The sequence below is a fragment of the Streptomyces niveiscabiei genome (genome assembly GCF_001419795.1).
Lineage (GTDB): Bacteria > Actinomycetota > Actinomycetes > Streptomycetales > Streptomycetaceae > Streptomyces > Streptomyces niveiscabiei.
Genome location: NZ_LIRL01000003.1, coordinates 1 through 19,971, shown reverse-complemented (window position 1 = coordinate 19,971; position 19,971 = coordinate 1). Strand labels below are relative to the sequence as shown.

Genomic DNA, 19,971 nt, shown 5'->3' with positions numbered 1-19,971 from the left:
TCCTTGACCGGGTCGTCCCCCGTCATCCAGTCCCCGGCCGTCAGCTGCGTCCCGCACCGCGCCGCCGCCAGCTCGAACAGGCGGGCGTCCGGTTTCCGTACGTCGATGTCGCCGGACGCGGCGATGCCGTCCACCAGGTCCGCGAGGCCCGCTGAGCGGATCTTCGCGCGCTGGAGGTCGGACGAGCCGTTCGTCACGACACCGACGCTCCAGCCGTGCTCCCTCAGCCCGCCGAGGCTCTCCAGCACGTCCGGGCGGCACACCACCGACGCGGCCATCCGGTCCACGTACACGCGCCACAGGTGCTCCGGCGACTCCGCGACGCCGAACGCCTCCGGCAGCCGGCCGAGGACGTCCCGGCCACCGTTCTCGGCGAGCTCGGCCAGCAGCCACTCCCCGACCGCCGGGTCGTACCCGTGGTCCCGGCACAGGCCGGCGACGGTGGCGGAGAGGGCGGCGGCACGGTCGACGAGAGTGCCGTCGAGATCGAAGAGGGCGAGACGCATGGAGTGACCTTAACCGCAGGTCACTTGGGTGCGGGATAGACCTTGGTGATCTTGCCCCGGGAGTCCGCCTCCAGGTATCCCGAGTTGCCGTACGCGTCGGTGAGGTACACGTTGAGGGTGACGGGGATGTCGAACACGATCTTCTTGGGGGGACTCACCAGGAGGTAGCGGGTCTCGGGGTCGGGGACGTTCAGCCGCTTGGCGGCCTCGGCGAGCAGCGCCGGCACCTTGTCCCACGCGAACCCGTCGACGGTGAAGGGTCTGGAGCCGGGGAAGATGTTCCTCTTGATGACGCCCTCCCGCGCCCCCTCGCCCGGACGGTACGTGTACGACTCGGTCCTGGTGTCGCTGCCGTCCACCATCACGTCCGCCGAGACGTAGTCCTCGTACACCGACAGCGACCCGAACCGCTTGCGCCCGGTCTTCTTCTCGATCGCCGCGAGCGCCGTCCGGATGCCGCCCGGCGTCAGCAGACCTGTACCGCTCTCGGTGGTGGTCTCGTCCGGCGACCCGCTCCCCGTGCTGCCCGAAGGCGACCCCGACGGCACCGAACTCCCCGACGAAACCGGCGACTTGGCCGGCCCCGCCGCGCCGCTCGCGCCCCCGGGCAGGAGGTTCCAGCCCAGCACGCCCACCAGGGCGACCCCCAGCCCCGGCAGCACCACGGCCGGCCATCTTCGCCGCCGCGCGGGGGTGTCCGCGACGGCCGGCGCGGTGGCCGGGGTGGCTGGGGCGGGTGCCTGGATCCGGTACGACGTCTGCGGCTCCGCCGGAGGCTCGGGCGCCTGCAACGGGTACGACGTCGTCGCGCCGCGCCCCGCCGTACCGCCCTCCACCACCTCCGTCAGCAGCCGCTCCACCGTCTGGGCGCCCGGGCGTGCCGTCGGGTCGCGGTTCAGGAGGCGGGTGAGGACGTCCGTGAGGGGGCCCGCGTGCTGCGGTGGGGGTATGTCCTCGCTGAGGACGGCCGCGAGGGTGGCCAGCGTCGTGCCCCTGCGGAGCGGGTGGCGGCCCTCGACCGCCGTGTACAGCATCATGCCGAGGGACCACAGGTCGGAGGAGGGGCCGCCGGACTGGCCGGAGACCCGCTCGGGGGCCATGTAGTCCGGCGTGCCGATGATCGAGCCCGTCGCGGTGAGGGCCGTCGCCTCGCGGATCGCGGCGATGCCGAAGTCGGTGAGGACGGGACGGCCGTCGGGGCGCATCAGGACGTTCGCGGGTTTGACGTCCCGGTGCTGGATGCCCGCGTCGTGCGCGGCGCGCAGCGCGGACAGGACGCCGAGGCCGATCCGGGCGGCCTCGACCGGGCCCATCGGCCCCTGCGCGAGCCGGTCGGCGAACGAGCCGCCGGGCACCAGCTCCATGACGATCCACGGGTAGGTGCCGTCACCCTCGTCCACGATGTGGTGGATCGTGACGACCCCGGGATGGTCCAGCCGGGCCAGCGCCCGCGCCTCGCGCAGCACCCGCTGGCGCAGCTGGTGCGCGGCCGGCGGGTCGTACTCGGCGAGGTCGGGGTCCGGCGGCCGGACCTCCTTCACGGCCACGCTCCGGTGCAGCACGAGGTCCGTGGCCCGCCACACCATCCCCATGCCGCCCCCGCCGAGCCGCGCCTCCAACTGGAAGCGCCCGTCGACGACCCGCCTGCGGCTGTCCGCGTCGTTCATGCGCGGAGCATAGTTCCCGCCACGGACACCGCCGATCGTGTGCTCGTTCCCCGGACCTGCGGCAAGGTGGCCCGGGTCACATGGACCTCCGACCCCGGCGCCGACACCATGGGTGCCGACGGCGGCGAAGGGATTCGGCATGTTCCGCAAGGTGCTGGTGGCCAACCGAGGCGAGATCGCGATCAGGGCGTTCCGCGCCGGGTACGAGCTGGGGGCCCGTACGGTCGCCGTGTTCCCGCACGAGGACCGGAACTCGCTGCACCGCCTGAAGGCCGACGAGGCGTACGAGATCGGTGAGCCCGGGCATCCGGTGCGCGCGTACCTGTCGGTCGAGGAGATCGTCGCCGCCGCCCGGCGCGCGGGGGCCGACGCGGTGTATCCGGGGTACGGCTTCCTCTCCGAGAACCCGGAGCTGGCCCGCGCCTGCGAGGAGGCCGGGATCACCTTCGTGGGCCCGGACGCCCGCACGCTGGAACTCACCGGCAACAAGGCGAGCGCGGTCGCGGCGGCCCGCGCGGCCGGCGTCCCCGTGCTGGGCTCGTCCGCGCCCTCCAACGACGTCGGCGAACTCGTGGCCGCCGCCGAGGAGATCGGCTTCCCGGTGTTCGTGAAGGCCGTCGCGGGCGGCGGCGGGCGCGGCATGCGGCGCGTCGAGGACCCGGCCGCCCTGCGGGAGTCCATCGAGGCCGCGTCCCGCGAGGCGGCGTCCGCGTTCGGCGACCCGACGGTCTTCCTGGAGAAGGCAGTTGTGGACCCGCGCCACATCGAGGTGCAGATTCTCGCGGACGGCCACGGGAACGTCATCCACCTCTACGAGCGCGACTGTTCGGTCCAGCGGCGCCACCAGAAGGTCATCGAGCTGGCCCCCGCGCCCAACCTGGACCCGGCGCTGCGGGACCGGATCTGCGCGGACGCCGTCCGGTTCGCCCGCGAGATCGGCTACCGCAACGCGGGCACCGTCGAGTTCCTCCTCGACCGGGACGGCAACCACGTCTTCATCGAGATGAACCCGCGCATCCAGGTCGAGCACACGGTCACCGAGGAGGTCACCGACGTCGACCTCGTCCAGGCACAACTGCGCATCGCCTCGGGCGAGTCGCTCGCCGACCTCGGCCTCTCCCAGGAGACGGTGAAGCTGCACGGCGCGGCCCTCCAGTGCCGTATCACCACCGAGGACCCGGCCAACGGCTTCCGCCCCGACACCGGCCGGATCAGCGCGTACCGTTCACCGGGTGGTTCAGGCATCCGGCTCGACGGCGGAACGACCCACGCGGGTACGGAGATCAGCGCGCACTTCGACTCGATGCTGGTCAAACTCACCTGCCGGGGCCGGGACTTCAGGTCGGCGATCGGCCGTGCCCGGCGTGCGGTCGCGGAGTTCCGCATCCGGGGCGTCGCGACCAACATCCCGTTCCTGCAAGCGGTGTTGGACGACGCCGACTTCCAGGCGGGCCGGGTCACCACGTCGTTCATCGAGCAGCGCCCCCACCTGCTGACGGCCCGCACCTCCGCCGACCGGGGCACCAAGCTCCTCACGTACCTCGCCGACGTCACCGTCAACAAGCCGCACGGCGAACGCCCCGACCTCCTCGACCCGTTGGCGAAGCTGCCGGGCACGCCCGCCACGGAGCCCCCGGCCGGTTCCCGCCAGCGCCTGATCGAGCTGGGCCCCGAGGGCTTCGCCTCCTGGATGCGCGAGACTCCTCGACTCGGCGTCACCGACACGACGTTCAGGGACGCCCACCAGTCCCTGCTGGCAACGCGCGTGCGCACCAAGGACCTTCTCGCCTCCGCCCCGCTCGTCGCCCGTACCCTCCCTGACCTGCTCTCCCTGGAGTGCTGGGGCGGCGCGACCTACGACGTGGCGCTGCGCTTCCTCGCCGAGGACCCGTGGGAGCGGCTCGCGGCGCTGCGCGAGGCCGTACCGAACATCTGCCTCCAGATGCTGCTGCGCGGACGCAACACCGTGGGCTACACGCCGTATCCGACCGAGGTGACCGACGCGTTCGTGCAGGAGGCGGCGGCCACCGGGATCGACATCTTCCGGATCTTCGACGCGCTCAACGACGTCGACCAGATGCGGCCCGCGATCGACGCCGTACGGCAGACGGGTACGGCGGTCGCCGAGGTCGCGCTCTGCTACACCGCCGACCTGTCCGACCCCGGGGAGCGGCTCTACACGCTCGACTACTACCTGCGGCTCGCGGAGAAGATCGTCGTGGCCGGGGCGCACGTCCTCGCCGTCAAGGACATGGCCGGGCTGCTGCGGGCGCCGGCCGCCGCGACCCTCGTGACCGCGCTGCGGCGGGAGTTCGGGCTGCCGGTGCACCTGCACACGCACGACACGGCGGGCGGTCAGCTCGCGACGTACCTCGCGGCGATCGGGGCCGGGGTCGACGCGGTCGACGGGGCCGTGGCGTCCATGGCGGGGACGACCTCGCAGCCGTCGCTGTCCGCGATCGTCGCCGCGACCGACTACTCGGAGCGCACGACCGGGCTCGACCTCCAGGCCGTCGGGGACCTGGAGCCGTACTGGGAGAGCGTGCGGCGGGTGTACGCGCCGTTCGAGGCGGGGCTCGCGTCGCCGACCGGGCGCGTCTACCACCACGAGATCCCCGGCGGACAGCTCTCCAACCTCCGTACCCAGGCGGTGGCGTTGGGGCTCGGGGACCGGTTCGAGGACATCGAGTCCATGTACGCCGCCGCCGACCGCATCCTCGGGCGGCTCGTCAAGGTGACGCCGTCCTCGAAGGTCGTCGGGGACCTCGCCCTGCACCTCGTCGGGGCCGGCGTCGCGCCCGAGGACTTCGAGGAGACGCCGGACCGGTTCGACATCCCGGACTCCGTGATCGGGTTCCTGCGCGGCGAACTGGGCACGCCGCCCGGGGGCTGGCCGGAGCCGTTCCGCACCCGCGCCCTCCAGGGGCGGCCCGCCGCGAAGCCCGTGCAGGAGCTGACCACCGAGGACCGCGAGGGCCTGGACAAGCACCGCCGGACCACCCTCAACCGGCTCCTCTTCCCCGGCCCGACCCGCGACTTCGAGACCCACCGGCAGGCGTACGGCGACACCAGCGTCCTCGACAGCAAGGACTTCTTCTACGGGCTGCGCCCGGGCCAGGAGTACGCCGTCGACCTGGAACCCGGCGTACGGCTCCTGATCGAGCTCCAGGCGATCGGCGAGGCCGACGAACGCGGGATGCGGACGGTGATGGCCGGCCTCAACGGGCAGCTCCGCCCGATCCAGGTCCGCGACCGGGCCGCCGCGTCCGACATCCCGGCCACGGAGAAGGCCGACCGGTCCGACGCCGGGCACGTCGCGGCGCCCTTCGCGGGCGTGGTGACCCTCGCCGTCGCCGAGGGCGACGAGGTGGCCGCCGGGGCGACCGTCGCGACCATCGAGGCGATGAAGATGGAGGCGACGATCACCGCGCCGGGCGCGGGCCGCGTGACCCGGCTCGCCATCAACCGCATCCAGCAGGTGGAGGGCGGCGACCTGCTGGTGGAGGTGCGCTGACCGCAAGGATCAGCTCACCAGGAACGCCCCCGTGCGGCCCTCGGTGAAGTAGTGCCCCGCGTCGAGGTCCGGGATCAGGCCGGGCCCCTCGGGCGTCCACCCCAGCAGCTCCTGGGTGTGGGCGCTCGACGCGGGGGAGTCGAGGCCGAGGAAGGGGCCGAGCCAGCCGAAGTGCTCCTCCGCCTCCGCCGCCGGGACCGGGGCGGCCGGCACCCCGAGCCCGCGTCCGATCGCCCCGGCGACCTCGCGCAGCTCCACCCCGGTCTCGGCGTTGCCGTGCAGCACCGAACCGGCCGGGGCCTTCTCCAGCGCCAGCCGGAACAGCCGGGCCACGTCGGAGCGGTGGGCGGCGGGCCAGCGGACGGCGCCGTCGCCCACGTACCCGGCCGTCCCGCGCTTGCGGGCGATGTCGACCAGCGTCGCCATGAACCCCGGGTCCCCGTCCCCGTGCACGGTCGGCGGCAGCCGTACCACCGACGAACGCACCCCGCGCCCGGCCAGGGCGACCGTCGCCACCGCGTTGTCGTGCCGGACGCGCGGACCCGTCGCGGGACCGTCGACGGCCTCGTCCGCCTCCGTCGCCACCCGGCCCGGCGCGATCAGCATCAGCCCCGACGCCAGCACGAACGGCCGGTCGGAGCCCGCCAGCGCGTCGCCGAACGCCTCGATGGTCCGCCGGTCGATCCCGGCCGCCTGCTCGAAGCCGCCGCTGAACGCGATGTCGTGCGCGAAGGCGAGATGCACCACCCCGTCGGCCCCGGCCGCCGCGTCCCGCAGGACGCCGAGGTCGTCCAGCGAACCCCGGACCACCTCGGCCCCCGCCGCCTTGAGGACCGCCGCCGAGGAGTCCGAGCGCGCGAGCCCGGCCACCTCATGTCCGGCGCCCAGGAGTTCGGGCACGAGAGCCGAACCGATCCAACCGGACGCACCTGTCACGAAAACACGCATGGGGAACCCCTCGAACGACTCGATGTCAGTCACTGTCATCGACCGTACACCTGATGTCAGTCACTGTCATAGAGCTAAGATCCCGCCATGAGCCGATGGCAGCCCGACGCGCGAGGGCGACTCGCGAAGGCGGCGCTCGATCTCTACGACGAGCGCGGCTTCGAGCGCACGACGGTCGCCGAGATCGCCCAGCGGGCCGGCCTCACCGAGCGCACCTTCTTCCGGCACTACGCCGACAAGCGCGAGGTCCTCTTCGGCGGCACCGTCGACCTGCTGGGCCGGATCACGGCCACCGCAGCGGGCGTCCCCGTGGACGCGCCCACCCTCGACGTCGTCGTCGCCGTCCTGGACGGGACCGCCGAGGACTTCCCCGAGGTCCGCCGCTCCTACGCGCGCCGCCGCCAGGCCGTCATCGACGCCCACCCCGAACTGCGGGAACGCGAACTGATCAAGCTCGCGGACTACTCGGCCACCCTCTGCGCCGTCCTGCGCGAGCGCGGCGTACCGGGCCCGGAGGCGGCCCTCGCGGCCGAGGCGGGGACCGCCGTCTTCAAGGTCGCCTTCGCGCGCTGGATCGAGGAGGACGACGGCCCGGGGCTCGGCCCGCTGATGCGCGAGACCATGGCCGTGCTCAGAGCGGTGACAGGATGCTGACAGTGCCCACCCCAGGTTCCCCGCTACCTTCCTGACAAGGGAAGATGGCCCTCAGAGCCTGTGAACGAACCGATGCGGAGGAACCCACCCATGCGGCACGAGCGAGCGGGCCGGCCGGCCGGAGCCGAGGACCTTGTCGACGTGGCCCGGCTGGTCACCGCGTACTACGCGCTGCACCCGGACCCGGCGGAGATCGGCCAGCGCGTCGCCTTCGGCACCTCGGGGCACCGGGGCTCCGCGCTGAACACGGCGTTCAACGAGGACCACATCGCCGCCACCAGCCAGGCGATCTGCGAGTACCGCGCCGCGCAGGGCACCGACGGACCGCTGTTCCTCGGCGCCGACACCCACGCCCTCTCCGAACCGGCCCAGGTCACCGCCCTGGAGGTGTTCGCCGCGAACGGCGTCACCACCCTGATCGACAGCGCCGGCGGCTACACCCCGACCCCGGCGGTCTCGCACGCGATCCTCGCCTACAACAAGGGCCGCAGCACCGGCCTCGCGGACGGCGTCGTCGTCACCCCCTCGCACAACCCGCCCGCCGACGGCGGCTTCAAGTACAACCCCCCGTCCGGCGGCCCCGCCGCCTCCGACGCCACCTCCTGGATCCAGGACCGCGCCAACCAGATCATCGCGGCCGGGATGAAGGACGTCCGCCGCGTCCCGTACACGCGGGCGCTGACCGCCGGGACGACCGGGCGGTACGACTTCCTCGGCACGTACGTCGCCGACCTGCCGAACGTCCTCGACTTGGACGCGATCCGCGCGGCCGGCGTCCGTATCGGCGCCGACCCGCTCGGCGGCGCCTCCGTCGCCTACTGGGGGCGCATCGCCGAGGAGCACCGCCTCGACCTGACCGTCGTCAACCCGCACACCGACCCCACCTGGCGGTTCATGACGCTGGACTGGGACGGCCAGATCCGCATGGACTGCTCCTCCCCGGACGCGATGGCCTCCCTCATCGCGCAGCGCGACCGCTTCGACATCTCCACCGGCAACGACGCGGACTCCGACCGGCACGGCATCGTCACGCCCGACGCCGGGCTGATGAACCCCAACCACTACCTCGCCGTCGCCATCGACTACCTCTACCGGCACCGCGCGGGCTGGCCCGCCGACGCCGGGATCGGCAAGACCCTCGTCTCCTCGTCGATGATCGACCGCGTCGCAGCCTCCCTCGGCCGCACCCTCGTCGAAGTCCCCGTCGGCTTCAAGTGGTTCGTCGACGGCCTGGTCGGCGGGGACCTCGGCTTCGGCGGCGAGGAGTCGGCGGGCGCGTCCTTCCTACGCCGGGACGGCTCCGTGTGGACCACCGACAAGGACGGCATCATCCTGGCGCTCCTCGCCTCCGAGATCACCGCCGTCACCGGGAAGACGCCCTCGCAGCTGTACGCCGGGCTCACCGAGACGTTCGGCGCCCCCTCCTACGCCCGCATCGACGCGCCCGCCTCCCGCGAGGAGAAGGCGCTCCTCGCGAAGCTGTCGCCGGCCCAGGTGACCGCGCGCACGCTCGCCGGTGAGGACGTCACGGGCGTGCTCACCGAGGCGCCCGGGAACGGGGCCGCGCTCGGCGGGATCAAGGTGACGACCGCCAACTCCTGGTTCGCCGCCCGCCCTTCGGGCACCGAGGACGTGTACAAGATCTACGCCGAGTCCTTCAACGGGCCCGAACACCTCGCCCGCGTGCAGGAGGAGGCCCGGACCGTCGTGCTGGACGCGCTGGGCGGCTAGCCCGCCAAATGGGTGTCGTCCCCGATACCGGGGACCGCCCCCGAATGACAGGGTGGACGAAGGCCCGGGAGACCGGACCCGGGTCGTCCACCCTTTGTCGTTCCAGGAGGACAGCCCCATCCACTCCCCACGCGCAGTACGACCCCGCCCCGACGCCCGCCGGCGGGAGGTGACCCATGGGACACGCTGACTCGCTGCTGGCCCTCGGCGGAGCCTTCCTCGCCGCCGCCGTCCTCGCCCGGCTCGGCAACAGGTTCGGGCTCCCCACCATCCCCCTGTTCACCCTCGCCGGAATCCTGCTCGGCCCCCACACGCCGGGGCTCGTGCTGGTGCGGGACGCGCACGACTTCGAGATGCTCTCCGCGCTCGGGCTCGTGCTGCTGCTCTTCTACCTCGGCCTCGAATTCCACGTCGACGACCTCAAGAACGGCGGCCGGCGCCTGCTCCTCGCGGGCGGCAGCTACCTCGTCCTGAACGTCGGCGCGGGACTCGCCTTCGGGTTCGGCCTCGGGTGGGGCGCGCGGGAGGCGCTGGTCCTCGCGGGGGTCCTCGGCATCTCGTCGTCCGCGATCGTCACGAAGATCCTCATCGACCTCGGCCGCATCGGCCGCCCCGGCACGAAGATCGTCCTCGGGGTCATCGTCGTCGAGGACATCTTCCTCGCGCTCTACCTCGCCGTCCTGCAACCCGTCATCAGCGGCGCCGAGGGCGGCCTGGAGATCGCCTGGCAGGTCGCCAAGGCGTTCGGGTTCCTGCTGCTGCTCGCCACCGCGGCGCGCTACAGGACACGCCTGGTCGCCCGGCTCATCCACGTCCGGGACGACGAACTCCTCGTCATCAGCTTCCTCGGGGCCGCCGTCTTCGTCGCGGGCGTCTCCGAGTACCTCGGGGTCGCCGACGCGATCGGCGCGTTCATGGTCGGCCTCATCTTCGGCGCCACCCCGTCCGGGCCGCGCATCCGCAGGCTCGTGCACCCGCTGCGGGACGCGTTCGCCGCGATCTTCTTCTTCGCGTTCGGACTCGCCATCGACCCGGGGGACTTCGCCGCCGTCGCCGTACCCGTCGTGATCGCCGTCGTGCTGACGCTCGCGATGAACGTCGCCGCCGGGCTCGTCGTGGCACGGCTGTACGGGTACGCGGCGCGCGAGGCGATGCTGATCGCGACGACGCTGCTGGCGCGCGGCGAGTTCGCGCTGATCCTCGCCGCCATGGCCGCGAACGCCGGTCTCGACAGCCGGCTCGCGCCGTTCATCGCCGGGTACGTCCTCGTCCTCGCCGTGCTCGGGCCCCTCGCGGCGGGGCGCGTGCACGCGGCGGACGACCGCGAGCCGAAGGGCCCGGCGACGACTGAGAAGCCCGGAGAAGCGGAAGAACTCACACGAGAGACGAGGGACCCCGTCACCGCCCCCGACCGGTAACGGCCCCTCGGAGGAAGGGCCCCCGCACGGGCCCGGACAGGAGGACCCGTGTCCGACGGCCACGACGACCGCCTGGAAGCCCTGGCGTCCGCCACCGAACGCGACGACGCCCGCTTCGCCCGAGCCCTCGCCGAGGGCCACCCGGAACGGCCCCGCGAGTACCGCCGAGGCCGCGCCTGGTGGGCCCTCGGCACGGCGGGCGCCCTCCTGTTCACCGGCATCGCGCTGCCGCACGGCCTGGTGCTGGCGACGGGCCTGGTGGTGGCGGGGATGGCGGCGACCCTGTTCGACCCGCACCGGCGCCACCCGGGCAGCAGACGCCGCTGAACACCCCTACCCGTACGTCCGTACCAGTGGGCGTACGTACCCCGTCCGACCCCGGAGCCGTCGCCGTGCCCCACACCGCCCGAGGCGTCGCCGCAGGCGCCCTGCTGTTGCTGCTCACCGCTTGTGGGGGAGGGGACGGGAAGCCGGCGGCGAAGGCGTCGGAGCCTGCCCAGCCTGCCGCCGCCGCGCAGGTCGTCGCGCCCGCGAAGGTCGAGATCATCGCCGGGATGACGGGGTGCACCGCCACCATCCGCATCCAGGCGGCGGAGTTGCGGGAGGGGAGCTGCCGGACGGGGCAGGGGGACTACATCATCACGACGTTCCCGAAGGAGTCCCTCAAGGACACCTGGCTCGATGCGGCGGCCATCTACGGCGGGACCTACATCGTGGGCCCGCAGTGGGCCGTCGGCGGGAAGGCCGAGGTGCTGAAGAAGCTTCAGCCCGAGATCGGCGGGCAGATCGTGCGGCTCACCGGGAGTGGGCCGAGCCCGGTGCCGACAGCGCCGTAGAAAGCTTCTATAAAAAAACTGGGGCCCCTCGAAAAAGGGGCCCCAGTCAGGTCAGTTCACGCGGGCGATGCGCCAGCGCTGGTTCGCACCGGAGTTGCCGTACCAGGTGGTGACGGCGGCGCCCTCGTTGGTCGCCTGGCCGCCGACCTCGAGGAGGCGGCCCGTGGCGGCGTTCACCAGGGTCCAGGTGCCGTCGCCCGTGGTGGACAGGATCCACTCGGTCGCCGCGTCACGCGTGCCCGTGTCCGGCTCGGCCACCGGCACGTCGTTACGGACGGCGAGGCGCTTGCCCTCCGCCGGGTTCGCGAAGACGTACCGCAGACGGTTGCCCGTCGTGCCGTACACCTGCTCCAGACGCCACTGCTGGGCGACCCCACCGTTCGCCGAGTTGATGGTCAGGCTCGTGCCGTTCGCGCCGAGGGTGACGGCCTTGTTGGACTGCACACCGGTCAGCGAGTACGCCTTGCCCTTGCTGAACAGGCTCGCGTCCTTGGCGACACCGGAGACGCCCTTGACGGCGAACGAGGTCACCGACTGCGCGGGCACGGTGAACGACGCCTTGCCGTCGACGACCTTGACCGCGGCCTGCTTCACGAGCTTGCCGTCGGCGTCCGTGACGGTCGGGGTGACCGTCGCCTTCCGGTCGATCTTCCCGAACCGGGAGAGGTCGAGGACGACCGTGCGCGGCGCGGTGGTCGAGTTGACGTGGACCAGGGACGCGCCCTTGCCGTCCTTCGTGACCGCGGCGGCGCTGGACGTGTCGTCCACCTTGATCAGGCTGTCGCCGGGCTTGATGAAGTGCGTGAAGTTACGGGCCGTGTCGAACTTGGTGTTCGTGAAGATCGGGCACGACTTCAGCGTGTCCTTGGACGTGCAGCTGAACGGGAGCTGGATGGAACCCCAGTTGCCGCCCTTGGCGGACTCGCCGCCCGGCTTCATGTTGTCGTAGTCCTCGACCGGCTGCCAGAACACCCAGGCCTTGGGCTCCAGTTCGCGCAGGTCGTTGACGATCTGCTGGGCGAGGCCGAGACCCGGACGCATGTCCGTGAAGCTCTGCCCGTCACCCCAGTCGCCCTCGACCTCGCTCATCCACAGCGGCTTGTCGGCCGCCTTGGCGAGGTCGCGCACGGTGGTGCGCTGCCCGGTGCCGTAGGTGTGGACGTTCATCTGGCCGACGAGGTCCTTGGACGCCTGCGAGTAGGAGTTCCAGTTCGTCGCGAACAGACCGGGGTTGGTCTCGTCCATCGCCGAGATCTCCGCGCCGACCTTGGCCTTCTTCAGCGCGGGGGCGAGCGCCGCGAGGACCTTCTCCTGCATGGCGGGCCCGATGTGCGCGCCCTCCTGACGGCCCCCGACCGGCTGGCCGTTGGCGTCGAGGCGGGTGCCCCAGTAGCCGGTGTTGGGCTCGTTGAACGGGTCGACCGTGTCGACCTTGATCCCGGAGGACTTCTCCAGACGCTTCGTCGCCCCCGCGAGGTAGGCGGCGAAGTCGTTCACCGAACTCTCCTTCAGCTGCTCGTCGTTGGCGTTGAACCCGCCGGAGACGTAGCCGCTGACCGTCATGAACCACGGCGGGGAGTTGGAGAACGTCTCCCAGTGCGTGATGTCCTTCTTGATGCGGTCGACCCACCAGCGCTGGGTCGCGTCCGCCTTCGGGTTCCAGTCGGCCGGGTCGTCCGCGTTCCACCAGTCGGTGTCGGTACGGGTGGTGCCCGCCGGGGCCTTCCACCAGCCCTCGACGGCGCCGCCGGCCCTCAAGTAGTCCTTCACATCGGGGGCGTTGCCGCCGCCGATGTTGTAACGCGCGATGTTCAGCGCGAGCCCGTCGTCCCCGAACAGGAGCTTCGCGAGCTTCTCGCGGACCTCCTTCGGGTAGTCGCCGGTCGCGTTGGCGAACCACACCAGGCTGGTGCCCCAGCCCTCGAACTTGTCCTGCTTGTACGACGGGTCCGGCTGGACGGTCACGGTCGGGGTGACCGTGTCGGCCTGCGCGAGCGGCGCCGGGAACGTGAGCAGAGCCGCTCCCGTCGCCAGCGCGGTCATCGAGGCGGTTCCCAGGAACCGTCTGCTGCGGGTGAGTCGTGCCATCGTGTGCTCCCAGCTTTCATAGGTGGAAACGTTGCGGTGGCCCCTCCCCGCCGGACGGGCAGGGAAGGGTGACCCCGGGCGCACGGACAGGCGCCGCCCGGGGAGTCGGGAAAAGAAGGGCGGTCAGACCGACGGGCGGCGTACGACGGTCACTTCACGCGGTCCGAGGACCAGCGACCCGTACAGCACGTCACCGGCGAAGCCGCTCAGGTCGACCTCGTCGTCCGTGCGGTTCACGAGGAACAGGAACCGGTCCTCGGCGCCCTTGCGCACGGTCAGCTCCACGCGCCCGCGCGCCCCGGCGGGCAGCTCGCTCTCCACGCCGGCAGGCTGGAGGAGCTTCGGCAGCAGCGCGGTGAGCCCCTCGACGCCGAGGCGCGTCGACACGTACGACGCCGAACCGCCGCCCGTCATGCGGCGCGTGACGGCCGGGCGCCCGGACTGGTTGCCGGACTCGTAGCGGGCGAGGACCTCGGTGGCCTCGTCGGCGAGGGTGATGCGGTCCGTCCACAGGGTGCCCGTGGTGCCGTCGTCCAGGGCGACCGACTCGTCCGCCAGGAGCGGGCCGAACTCCTCGACACGGATGCCGAGCAGGTCGCGCAGGGCGCCGGGGTAGCCGCCGAGCCAGATGTGGTCGTTCTCGTCGACGACCGCCGAGAAGTAGGTGGCGATCAGGTGGCCGCCCTGCTCGGCGTACCGGGTCAGCTCCTTGGCCAGCTCGGCCGGCATGACGTGCAGGACCGGGGTGATCAGCACGTCGTAGCGGGAGAAGTCGGTGCGCTTGGTGATCAGGTCGGCGCGCACGCCGAGCGCGAGGAGCGCCGAGTACCAGTCCAGGCCCTCCTGGCGGTACTTGAGGAGCGCGGTGGGGTGCGAGTCCTGCTCGCTCGCCCACCAGGAGTCCCAGTCGAAGACGATGCCGACGCGGGCCGCCTCGCGGTCCGAACCGGCCACCGGGGCCAGGGTCTTGAGGGTCGCGCCGAGCGCGGCGACCGCGCGGAAGACCTCGCTGTCCTCACCGGCGTGCGGGACCATCGCCGAGTGGTACTTCTCGGCGCCCGCCGCGGACTGGCGCCACTGGAAGTAGCAGACGGCGTCCGCGCCGTGCGCCACGTGCAGCAGCGCGTCGCGGGCCATCTCGCCGGGGCGCTTGGCGACGTTCACCGGCTGCCAGTTCACGGCGCTGGTGGAGTGCTCCATCAGGAACCACGGCTTGCCGCCCGCGATACCGCTGGTCAGGTTCGCGGAGAACGACAGCTCGTCGCGGGACTGCGGGCCGGGGTGGACGTAGTGGTCGTTGGAGACGAAGTCGATCTCCGCCGCCCAGTCCGCGTAGTCCATGCCCTTCGTCTCGCCCATCACCATGAAGTTCGTGGTGACCGGGACGTCCGGGGTGATCTCCTTCAGGATGTCGCGCTCGGCGCGCAGGTAGTCCTTCAGGACGTCGGAGGAGAACCGCTTGAAGTCGAGCTGCTGCGTCGGGTTCGGGTGCGAGGCCGCGAGCCGGGGCGGCAGGATCTGCTCCCAGTCGGTGTAGCGCTGCGACCAGAATGCTGTGCCCCAGGCGTGGTTGAGGGACTCCAGCGTGCCGTAGCGGGCGCGCAGCCAGAGGCGGAAGGCGCGCGCGGCGTCGTCCGAGTAGTCGTAGATGTTGTGGCAGCCCAGTTCGTTGGAGACGTGCCAGGCGACCAGCGCCGGGTGGTCCTTGTAGCGGTCCGCCATCGCGCGCACCAGGCGCAGGGCGTGCTCGCGGAAGACCGGGGAGGTGGGCCGCCAGTGCTGGCGGGCGCCCGGCCACAGGGTCTCGCCGGTCTGCGTGACCGGCAGGATCTCCGGGTGGGCCGTCGTCAGCCACGGCGGCGGCGAGGCCGTCGCGGTGGCGAGGTCGACGCCTATGCCGCCGGCGTGCAGCAGGTCCATGACCTCGTCGAGCCAGCCGAAGTCCCAGCTGTCGGGGCCGGGCTGGAGGCGCGCCCAGGAGAAGATCGCCACGGAGACGACGTTGACGCCCGCCGCCTGCATCAGGCGGATGTCCTCCTCCCACACCTCCCGGGGCCACTGCTCGGGGTTGTAGTCGGCGCCGTAGGAGAAGCGCGGGGCGAGGTCACCGTCCGCCCCGCGCGCGGCGCGGGCGTGGAGGGTGGAGATCATGGCGGTCCTTCCGAGGGTGGTGCACGGGGGCGGCGCGGCACAGGGCCGCGCCGCCCGGTCGTTCGTCGCTGCTGGCGGAGAAGACCTACTTCTCCATCGTGAAGCCCTGCTCGTTGCCGTACTTCACGGAGGCGTCCTGCCAGGCCTTCAGACCCTGCGCGAGGGTGGTGGAGGAGACGTACGCCTTGCCGACGGTGTCGTTGAAGATCGAGTTCGCGTACGGCTGGAAGGGAAGGTACTTCCAGTCGCTCGCGACCATCGCCGCGGACTCGGCGAAGATCTTGTTGGCCTCCTGGCCGCCGAAGTAGTCGAACTTCTTGGCCTGGAACGCCGGGGACTCCAGCTCCGCCTTGGTGGCGGGGAAGGCGCCCTCGGAGACGCGGGTGGCGACACCGGCGCCGGAGTTCGCGTACTCGGTGAACGCGTACGCCAGCTCCTTGTTCTTGGCCAGCGCCGGGACGGTCAGCGAGCTGCCGCCGTTCTCCGCGCTCGCCTTCTCGCCCTTGGCCCACTGCGGCATGGCCGCGGCACGCCACTTGCCGGCGCCTGCGGCGACACCGGTGACGAAGTTCGCGGGCATCCAGGCGCCGGTCGCGAGGGTCGCGATGGTGCCGTCGCCGAGGCCCTTGTACCAGTCGTCGGTCCAGCCGGTGACCGGGGCGAGCAGCTTCTCGCTGACCAGCGTCTGCCAGACCTTCTCGAACTTCTTCGCGCCCGCGTCGTCGAAGTTGATGCCGACCTTGGTGCCGTCGACCTTGTAGGGGCGCGAGCCGGCCTGCCACAGCATGGAGGTCGTGAAGCCCGCGTCACCGGTGTCGTTGGCGATGTACGCCTTCGGGTCGGCCTTGTGGAGCTTGCGGGCCGCGTCCAGGTACTCGTCCCACGTGGTGGGGACGGCGATCTTGTACTTGTCGAAGACCTGCTTGTTGTAGAACAGCGCCATCGGGCCGGAGTCCATCGGCAGACCCCAGACCTTGGAGCCGTCGCTGACGGCGTTCCACGGGCCCGGCGTGTACTTCGAGGCGAGCTTGTCCGCACCGAACTTCGACAGGTCGGTGAGGCCCTTGGTGAGCGAGTACTGGCCGACGGCGAAGTACTCCACCTGGGCGACGTCCGGGACGCCCTTGCCGGCCGAGATCGCGTTCGACAGCGCCGTGTAGTGCTTGTCGCCGGAGCGCTCGCCGACCAGGTTGACCTTGACCTTCGGGTACTTCTTCTGGAAGTCGGCGGCCACGGTCTTCAGCGTGGGCTCCCAGGCCCAGACCGTGATGTCGCCGCCCTTGTCCAGGGCCGCCTGGAGGTCCCCGGCCGAGACGGCCTTCTGCGAGGAGTCGTCGCTGTCCGAGCTGCCGCAGGCGGTGGCGCCGATGGCGAGGACGGAGACGAGGGCGACGCCGCGGAGGACACGGCTCGTTGTTCTGCGCATGGTGCTTCCACTTCTTCGTGGGTGGATCGGGTGAGGGTGGGGGTGCTGCGTTGTGTGCGCAATTGTGGGGCTTGGGGGCGTCGGCGTCATTCCTTGACGCTTCCGGCCGACAGACCGGACTGCCAGTACTTCTGGAGCAGCAGGAACACCGCGATCAGCGGCAGGATCGTCAGCAGCGAGCCGGTGATCACCAGGTTGAAGATCACGTCACCGCCGATCGTCTGCGCCTGCGAGCTCCAGGAACTGAGACCCAGGGTGAGCGGGTACCAGTTCGGGTCCTTCAGCATGATCAGGGGGAGGAAGTAGTTGTTCCAGGTGGCGACCGTCGTGAACAGCAGGACGGTGACGATGCCCGGCGCCAGCAGCGGGAGCGCGACCTGGAAGAAGGTCCGCACCTCGCCGGCGCCGTCCATCCGGGCCGCTTCCAGCAGCTCCGTCGGGATCGCCTCGGCCGCGAAGACCCACATCAGGTAGAGGCCGAACGGGGACACCAGGGACGGGATGATGACCGCCCAGGGCGTGTCGGTCAGGCCCATCTTGCTGAACATGAGGAACGTCGGCACCGCCAGGGCCGTACCGGGCACGGCGACCGCGCCGATGACGACGGCGAAGATCGCCTTCTTGCCGACGAAGTCGAACTTCGCCAGCGCGTACCCGCCGAGCACCGCCAGCAGCGTCGCGCCGCCCGCGCCGAGGACGACGTACAGCAGGGTGTTCAGCAGCCAGCGGCCGAAGATGCCGTCGTGGTAGGTGAACGTGTCGTGGATGTTCGACCACAGGGCGAAGTGCTTCGCGAACCACAGGCCGTTCGAGTCGGCCAGACCCTCCTGGGTCTTCGTGGCGCTGATGATCAGCCACACCAGCGGGGCGATCGTGTAGACGGCCATGAGGGCCATCAGGCCGGTCAGCAGCTTGCTGCGGCGCGGCTTGTCCGCGCTGTACGCCTTGCCCTTGCGCGGGGTGCGCAGCTTCGGGGCGCTCTTCGCGGGAGCGGTGGTGACAGAGGTGGTCATCGTTCGTCACGCTCCCTTGCGCATGCCGCGGAGCTGCACGATGTAGGCGACGATCATCGTGATCACACCCATGATGATCGCGACGGTCGCGGAGTAGTTGTGCTGCTGGCCGTTGAAGGACAGCGAGTAGGTGTAGAAGTTCGGCGTGTAGTCGGTCGTGATCGCGTTCTTCGCGAGCGGCTGGAGGATGCTCGGCTCGTTGAAGAGCTGGAAGCTGCCGATGACCGAGAAGATCGTCGCGATCACGAGCGAACCCCGGATCGCGGGGATCTTGATCGAGCGGATGATCCGCCACTGTCCGGCGCCGTCGATCTCCGCCGCCTCGTACAGCGAGGTCGGGACGACCCTGAGGGCCGAGTAGAAGATCAGCATGTTGTAGCCGACGAACTCCCAGGTCACGATGTTGCCGATGGAGGCGAGCACCCAGCTGGGGTCGAGCAGGTTCGGCAGCGTGACCCCGAACGCGTCGTTGATGTCACGGACCAGGCCGTACTTCGTGCCGTACATGAAGCCCCACATCAGGGTGGCGACCACCGCGGGGACCGCGTACGGCAGGAAGATCGTGATGCGGAAGAAGCTCTTGCCGTACAGCCGGCCGCTGTCCAGCGCGAGGGCGACCAGCAGGGCGATGCCGAGCATGATCGGCACCTGGATCAGCAGGAAGAGCCCGACCCGGGCCAGGGAGTCCCAGAACTGGGAGTCCTGGAGCGCCTGGGTGTAGTTGTCGAGGCCGACGAAGTGGTTCCCGCCGATGAGCTGGTCGCGGAAGAGGCTCAGGTAGATCGAGTACGCGATCGGCGCCAGGAAGACGAGGGCGAACACGGCCACGAAGGGGCCGATGAACCCCCAGCCGGTCCAGGAACGGCGGTCCTTCTTCGCCGGAGGCGGTGCCGGCCGCGGCTCGGCGGCGGCCGGCGGTTGCAGCGTCTTCATGATCGATCCTCGCTCGTCCACTCATGGAACCCGCGACGCCTCGTGGTTCCCAGTGCGGCGCCGCCTCGATGTTTGCGTAAACATCAGCCAGCAAAAAAAGAGTCCTGAGCTGTTATGTTTACGTAAACATCTGATGGCGGCATGTCTACACTCCTCCGATGACGCAGGTCAAGGGTCTCCGGGGGAGAGTGTGGCCGACGTGACGAGAGGGAGAGGCCGGGGGTTGAAAATGGACACGACACACAGCATCCCGGCGCAGGGGTCCGCACCCGCCGAGACCAGGGGAAGACGCGCGAGCGTGTCGATGGCCGACGTCGCCAGAGTCGCCGGCGTGTCCTCCCAGACGGTCTCGCGCGTGTCGAATGGTTATGCGGGCGTGACCGAGGAGACACGTCGCCAAGTGCTCGACGCGATGCGCGAATTGGGCTACCGGCCCAACAGCGCCGCCCGAGCCCTCAAGCGCGGCGAGTTCCGCACGCTCGGCGTCATCACGTTCTCGCTCTCCTCCACCGGGAACGTCCGCACCCTGGAGGCCATCGCCAACTCGGCCGCCGCCGAGGGGTACGCGGTGACCCTCCTGCCGGTGGCCGTCCCCACCCAGGACGAGGTGCGCGGCGCCTTCACACGGCTCGAAGAACTCGCCGTCGACGCGGTGATCGTCATCATGGAGGTGCACCTCCTCGACGCGGCGACGATCAACCTGCCGCCGTACGTCCAAGTGGTGGTCGCCGACTCCGACGCGGGCGAGCGGTACACCGTCGTCGACACCGACCAGGCCGGGGGGACCCGGACCGCCGTCCAGCACCTTCTCGGGCTCGGGCACGAGACGGTGTGGCACCTGTCGGGGCCCGAGGACTCCTTCGCCGCGCAGCGCCGTACGGACGCCTGGCGCGAGACGCTCGTGCAGGCCGGGCGGCCCGTGCCGCCGCCGGTCAGCGGGGACTGGTCGGCGGAGTCCGGGTACCGGGCGGGGCTCGACCTCGCGGCGCGGGAGGACTGCACGGCGGTCTTCGCGGCCAACGACCAGATGGCGCTCGGGCTGCTGCGGGCGCTGCACGAGAGCGGGCGGCGGGTGCCGGAGGACGT

15 protein-coding genes are annotated in these 19,971 nt (G+C 71.1%); 7 read left to right on the top strand and 8 right to left on the bottom strand.

The genetic code is table 11. The features are described 5' to 3' along the window. Positions 1–506: HAD family hydrolase (locus AOK24_RS00165; protein WP_055717959.1), on the bottom strand; the 506-nt coding region annotated here is incomplete at its 3' end. A 20-nt stretch (positions 507–526) separates the two neighbouring features. Further along, a complete protein-coding gene (locus tag AOK24_RS00160; protein ID WP_055717958.1) occupies positions 527–2,173 on the bottom strand; it encodes a serine/threonine-protein kinase in 1,647 nt (548 codons plus the stop codon). 139 nt (positions 2,174–2,312) lie between these two features. On the opposite strand from AOK24_RS00160, the gene AOK24_RS00155 reads away from it, so the two are divergent. Further along, positions 2,313–5,687 carry a pyruvate carboxylase gene (locus AOK24_RS00155; protein WP_055717962.1) on the top strand — a complete coding sequence of 1,125 codons (3,375 nt, stop codon included), beginning with the start codon at positions 2,313–2,315 and terminating at the stop codon, positions 5,685–5,687. A gap of 9 nt (positions 5,688–5,696) precedes the next feature. On the opposite strand, the gene AOK24_RS00150 is transcribed toward AOK24_RS00155, so the two are convergent. Further along, on the bottom strand, positions 5,697–6,635 hold the full coding sequence (locus AOK24_RS00150) for an SDR family oxidoreductase (RefSeq protein WP_055717961.1): 939 nt from the start codon (positions 6,633–6,635) through the stop codon (positions 5,697–5,699). 87 nt (positions 6,636–6,722) lie between these two features. On the opposite strand from AOK24_RS00150, the gene AOK24_RS00145 reads away from it, so the two are divergent. The 5 genes from AOK24_RS00145 to AOK24_RS00125 all read left to right on the top strand — a co-directional run bounded on the left by AOK24_RS00145 (position 6,723) and on the right by AOK24_RS00125 (position 11,274). After that, a complete protein-coding gene (locus AOK24_RS00145) occupies positions 6,723–7,289 on the top strand; it encodes a TetR family transcriptional regulator (protein ID WP_055717957.1) in 567 nt (188 codons plus the stop codon). Positions 7,290–7,379: 90 nt separating this feature from the next. Next, complete coding sequence (gene pgm / locus AOK24_RS00140) at positions 7,380–9,020, top strand: phosphoglucomutase (alpha-D-glucose-1,6-bisphosphate-dependent) (protein WP_055717956.1); 1,641 nt, start codon at positions 7,380–7,382, stop codon at positions 9,018–9,020. Between the two features lie 176 nt (positions 9,021–9,196). After that, the gene (locus AOK24_RS00135) at positions 9,197–10,438 is read left to right on the top strand and encodes a cation:proton antiporter (RefSeq protein ID WP_055717955.1); all 1,242 of its coding nucleotides are present in this window, start codon (positions 9,197–9,199) and stop codon (positions 10,436–10,438) included. Positions 10,439–10,486: 48 nt separating this feature from the next. After that, positions 10,487–10,765 carry a DUF3040 domain-containing protein gene (locus AOK24_RS00130; protein WP_055717954.1) on the top strand — a complete coding sequence of 93 codons (279 nt, stop codon included), beginning with the start codon at positions 10,487–10,489 and terminating at the stop codon, positions 10,763–10,765. Between the two features lie 26 nt (positions 10,766–10,791). Further along, positions 10,792–11,274 carry a hypothetical protein gene (locus tag AOK24_RS00125; RefSeq protein WP_240553584.1) on the top strand — a complete coding sequence of 161 codons (483 nt, stop codon included), beginning with the start codon at positions 10,792–10,794 and terminating at the stop codon, positions 11,272–11,274. 51 nt (positions 11,275–11,325) lie between these two features. On the opposite strand, the gene AOK24_RS00120 is transcribed toward AOK24_RS00125, so the two are convergent. From AOK24_RS00120 to AOK24_RS00100, 5 genes are all read right to left on the bottom strand, one after another. Beyond that, complete coding sequence (locus tag AOK24_RS00120; protein ID WP_055717952.1) at positions 11,326–13,362, bottom strand: glycoside hydrolase; 2,037 nt, start codon at positions 13,360–13,362, stop codon at positions 11,326–11,328. 123 nt (positions 13,363–13,485) lie between these two features. Then, positions 13,486–15,513, bottom strand: coding sequence for a beta-galactosidase (locus AOK24_RS00115; protein WP_055717951.1), 2,028 nt, complete (start codon positions 15,511–15,513; stop codon positions 13,486–13,488). An 85-nt stretch (positions 15,514–15,598) separates the two neighbouring features. Next, a complete protein-coding gene (locus AOK24_RS00110; protein WP_055717950.1) occupies positions 15,599–16,939 on the bottom strand; it encodes an ABC transporter substrate-binding protein in 1,341 nt (446 codons plus the stop codon). An 86-nt stretch (positions 16,940–17,025) separates the two neighbouring features. After that, positions 17,026–17,952 carry a carbohydrate ABC transporter permease gene (locus tag AOK24_RS00105; RefSeq protein WP_055717949.1) on the bottom strand — a complete coding sequence of 309 codons (927 nt, stop codon included), beginning with the start codon at positions 17,950–17,952 and terminating at the stop codon, positions 17,026–17,028. A gap of 6 nt (positions 17,953–17,958) precedes the next feature. Beyond that, entirely contained in the window at positions 17,959–18,885 is a 927-nt protein-coding gene (locus AOK24_RS00100) for a carbohydrate ABC transporter permease (RefSeq protein WP_055717948.1), read from the bottom strand. Positions 18,886–19,189: 304 nt separating this feature from the next. Here AOK24_RS00100 and AOK24_RS00095 point away from each other — a divergent pair. Continuing rightward, positions 19,190–19,971: LacI family DNA-binding transcriptional regulator (locus tag AOK24_RS00095; protein WP_107103856.1), on the top strand; the 782-nt coding region annotated here is incomplete at its 3' end.

What these genes read in the sequence shown, in the direction of transcription:
- AOK24_RS00160 (WP_055717958.1), bottom strand. Translation starts at nt 2,173, where the DNA reads ATGAACGACGCGGACAGCCGCAGGCGGGTCGTCGACGGGCGCTTCCAG.
- AOK24_RS00155 (WP_055717962.1), top strand. Translation starts at nt 2,313, where the DNA reads ATGTTCCGCAAGGTGCTGGTGGCCAACCGAGGCGAGATCGCGATCAGG.
- AOK24_RS00150 (WP_055717961.1), bottom strand. Translation starts at nt 6,635, where the DNA reads ATGCGTGTTTTCGTGACAGGTGCGTCCGGTTGGATCGGTTCGGCTCTC.
- AOK24_RS00145 (WP_055717957.1), top strand. Translation starts at nt 6,723, where the DNA reads ATGAGCCGATGGCAGCCCGACGCGCGAGGGCGACTCGCGAAGGCGGCG.
- pgm (WP_055717956.1), top strand. Translation starts at nt 7,380, where the DNA reads ATGCGGCACGAGCGAGCGGGCCGGCCGGCCGGAGCCGAGGACCTTGTC.
- AOK24_RS00135 (WP_055717955.1), top strand. Translation starts at nt 9,197, where the DNA reads ATGGGACACGCTGACTCGCTGCTGGCCCTCGGCGGAGCCTTCCTCGCC.
- AOK24_RS00120 (WP_055717952.1), bottom strand. Translation starts at nt 13,362, where the DNA reads ATGGCACGACTCACCCGCAGCAGACGGTTCCTGGGAACCGCCTCGATG.
- AOK24_RS00115 (WP_055717951.1), bottom strand. Translation starts at nt 15,513, where the DNA reads ATGATCTCCACCCTCCACGCCCGCGCCGCGCGCGGGGCGGACGGTGAC.
- AOK24_RS00110 (WP_055717950.1), bottom strand. Translation starts at nt 16,939, where the DNA reads ATGCGCAGAACAACGAGCCGTGTCCTCCGCGGCGTCGCCCTCGTCTCC.
- AOK24_RS00105 (WP_055717949.1), bottom strand. Translation starts at nt 17,952, where the DNA reads ATGACCACCTCTGTCACCACCGCTCCCGCGAAGAGCGCCCCGAAGCTG.
- AOK24_RS00100 (WP_055717948.1), bottom strand. Translation starts at nt 18,885, where the DNA reads ATGAAGACGCTGCAACCGCCGGCCGCCGCCGAGCCGCGGCCGGCACCG.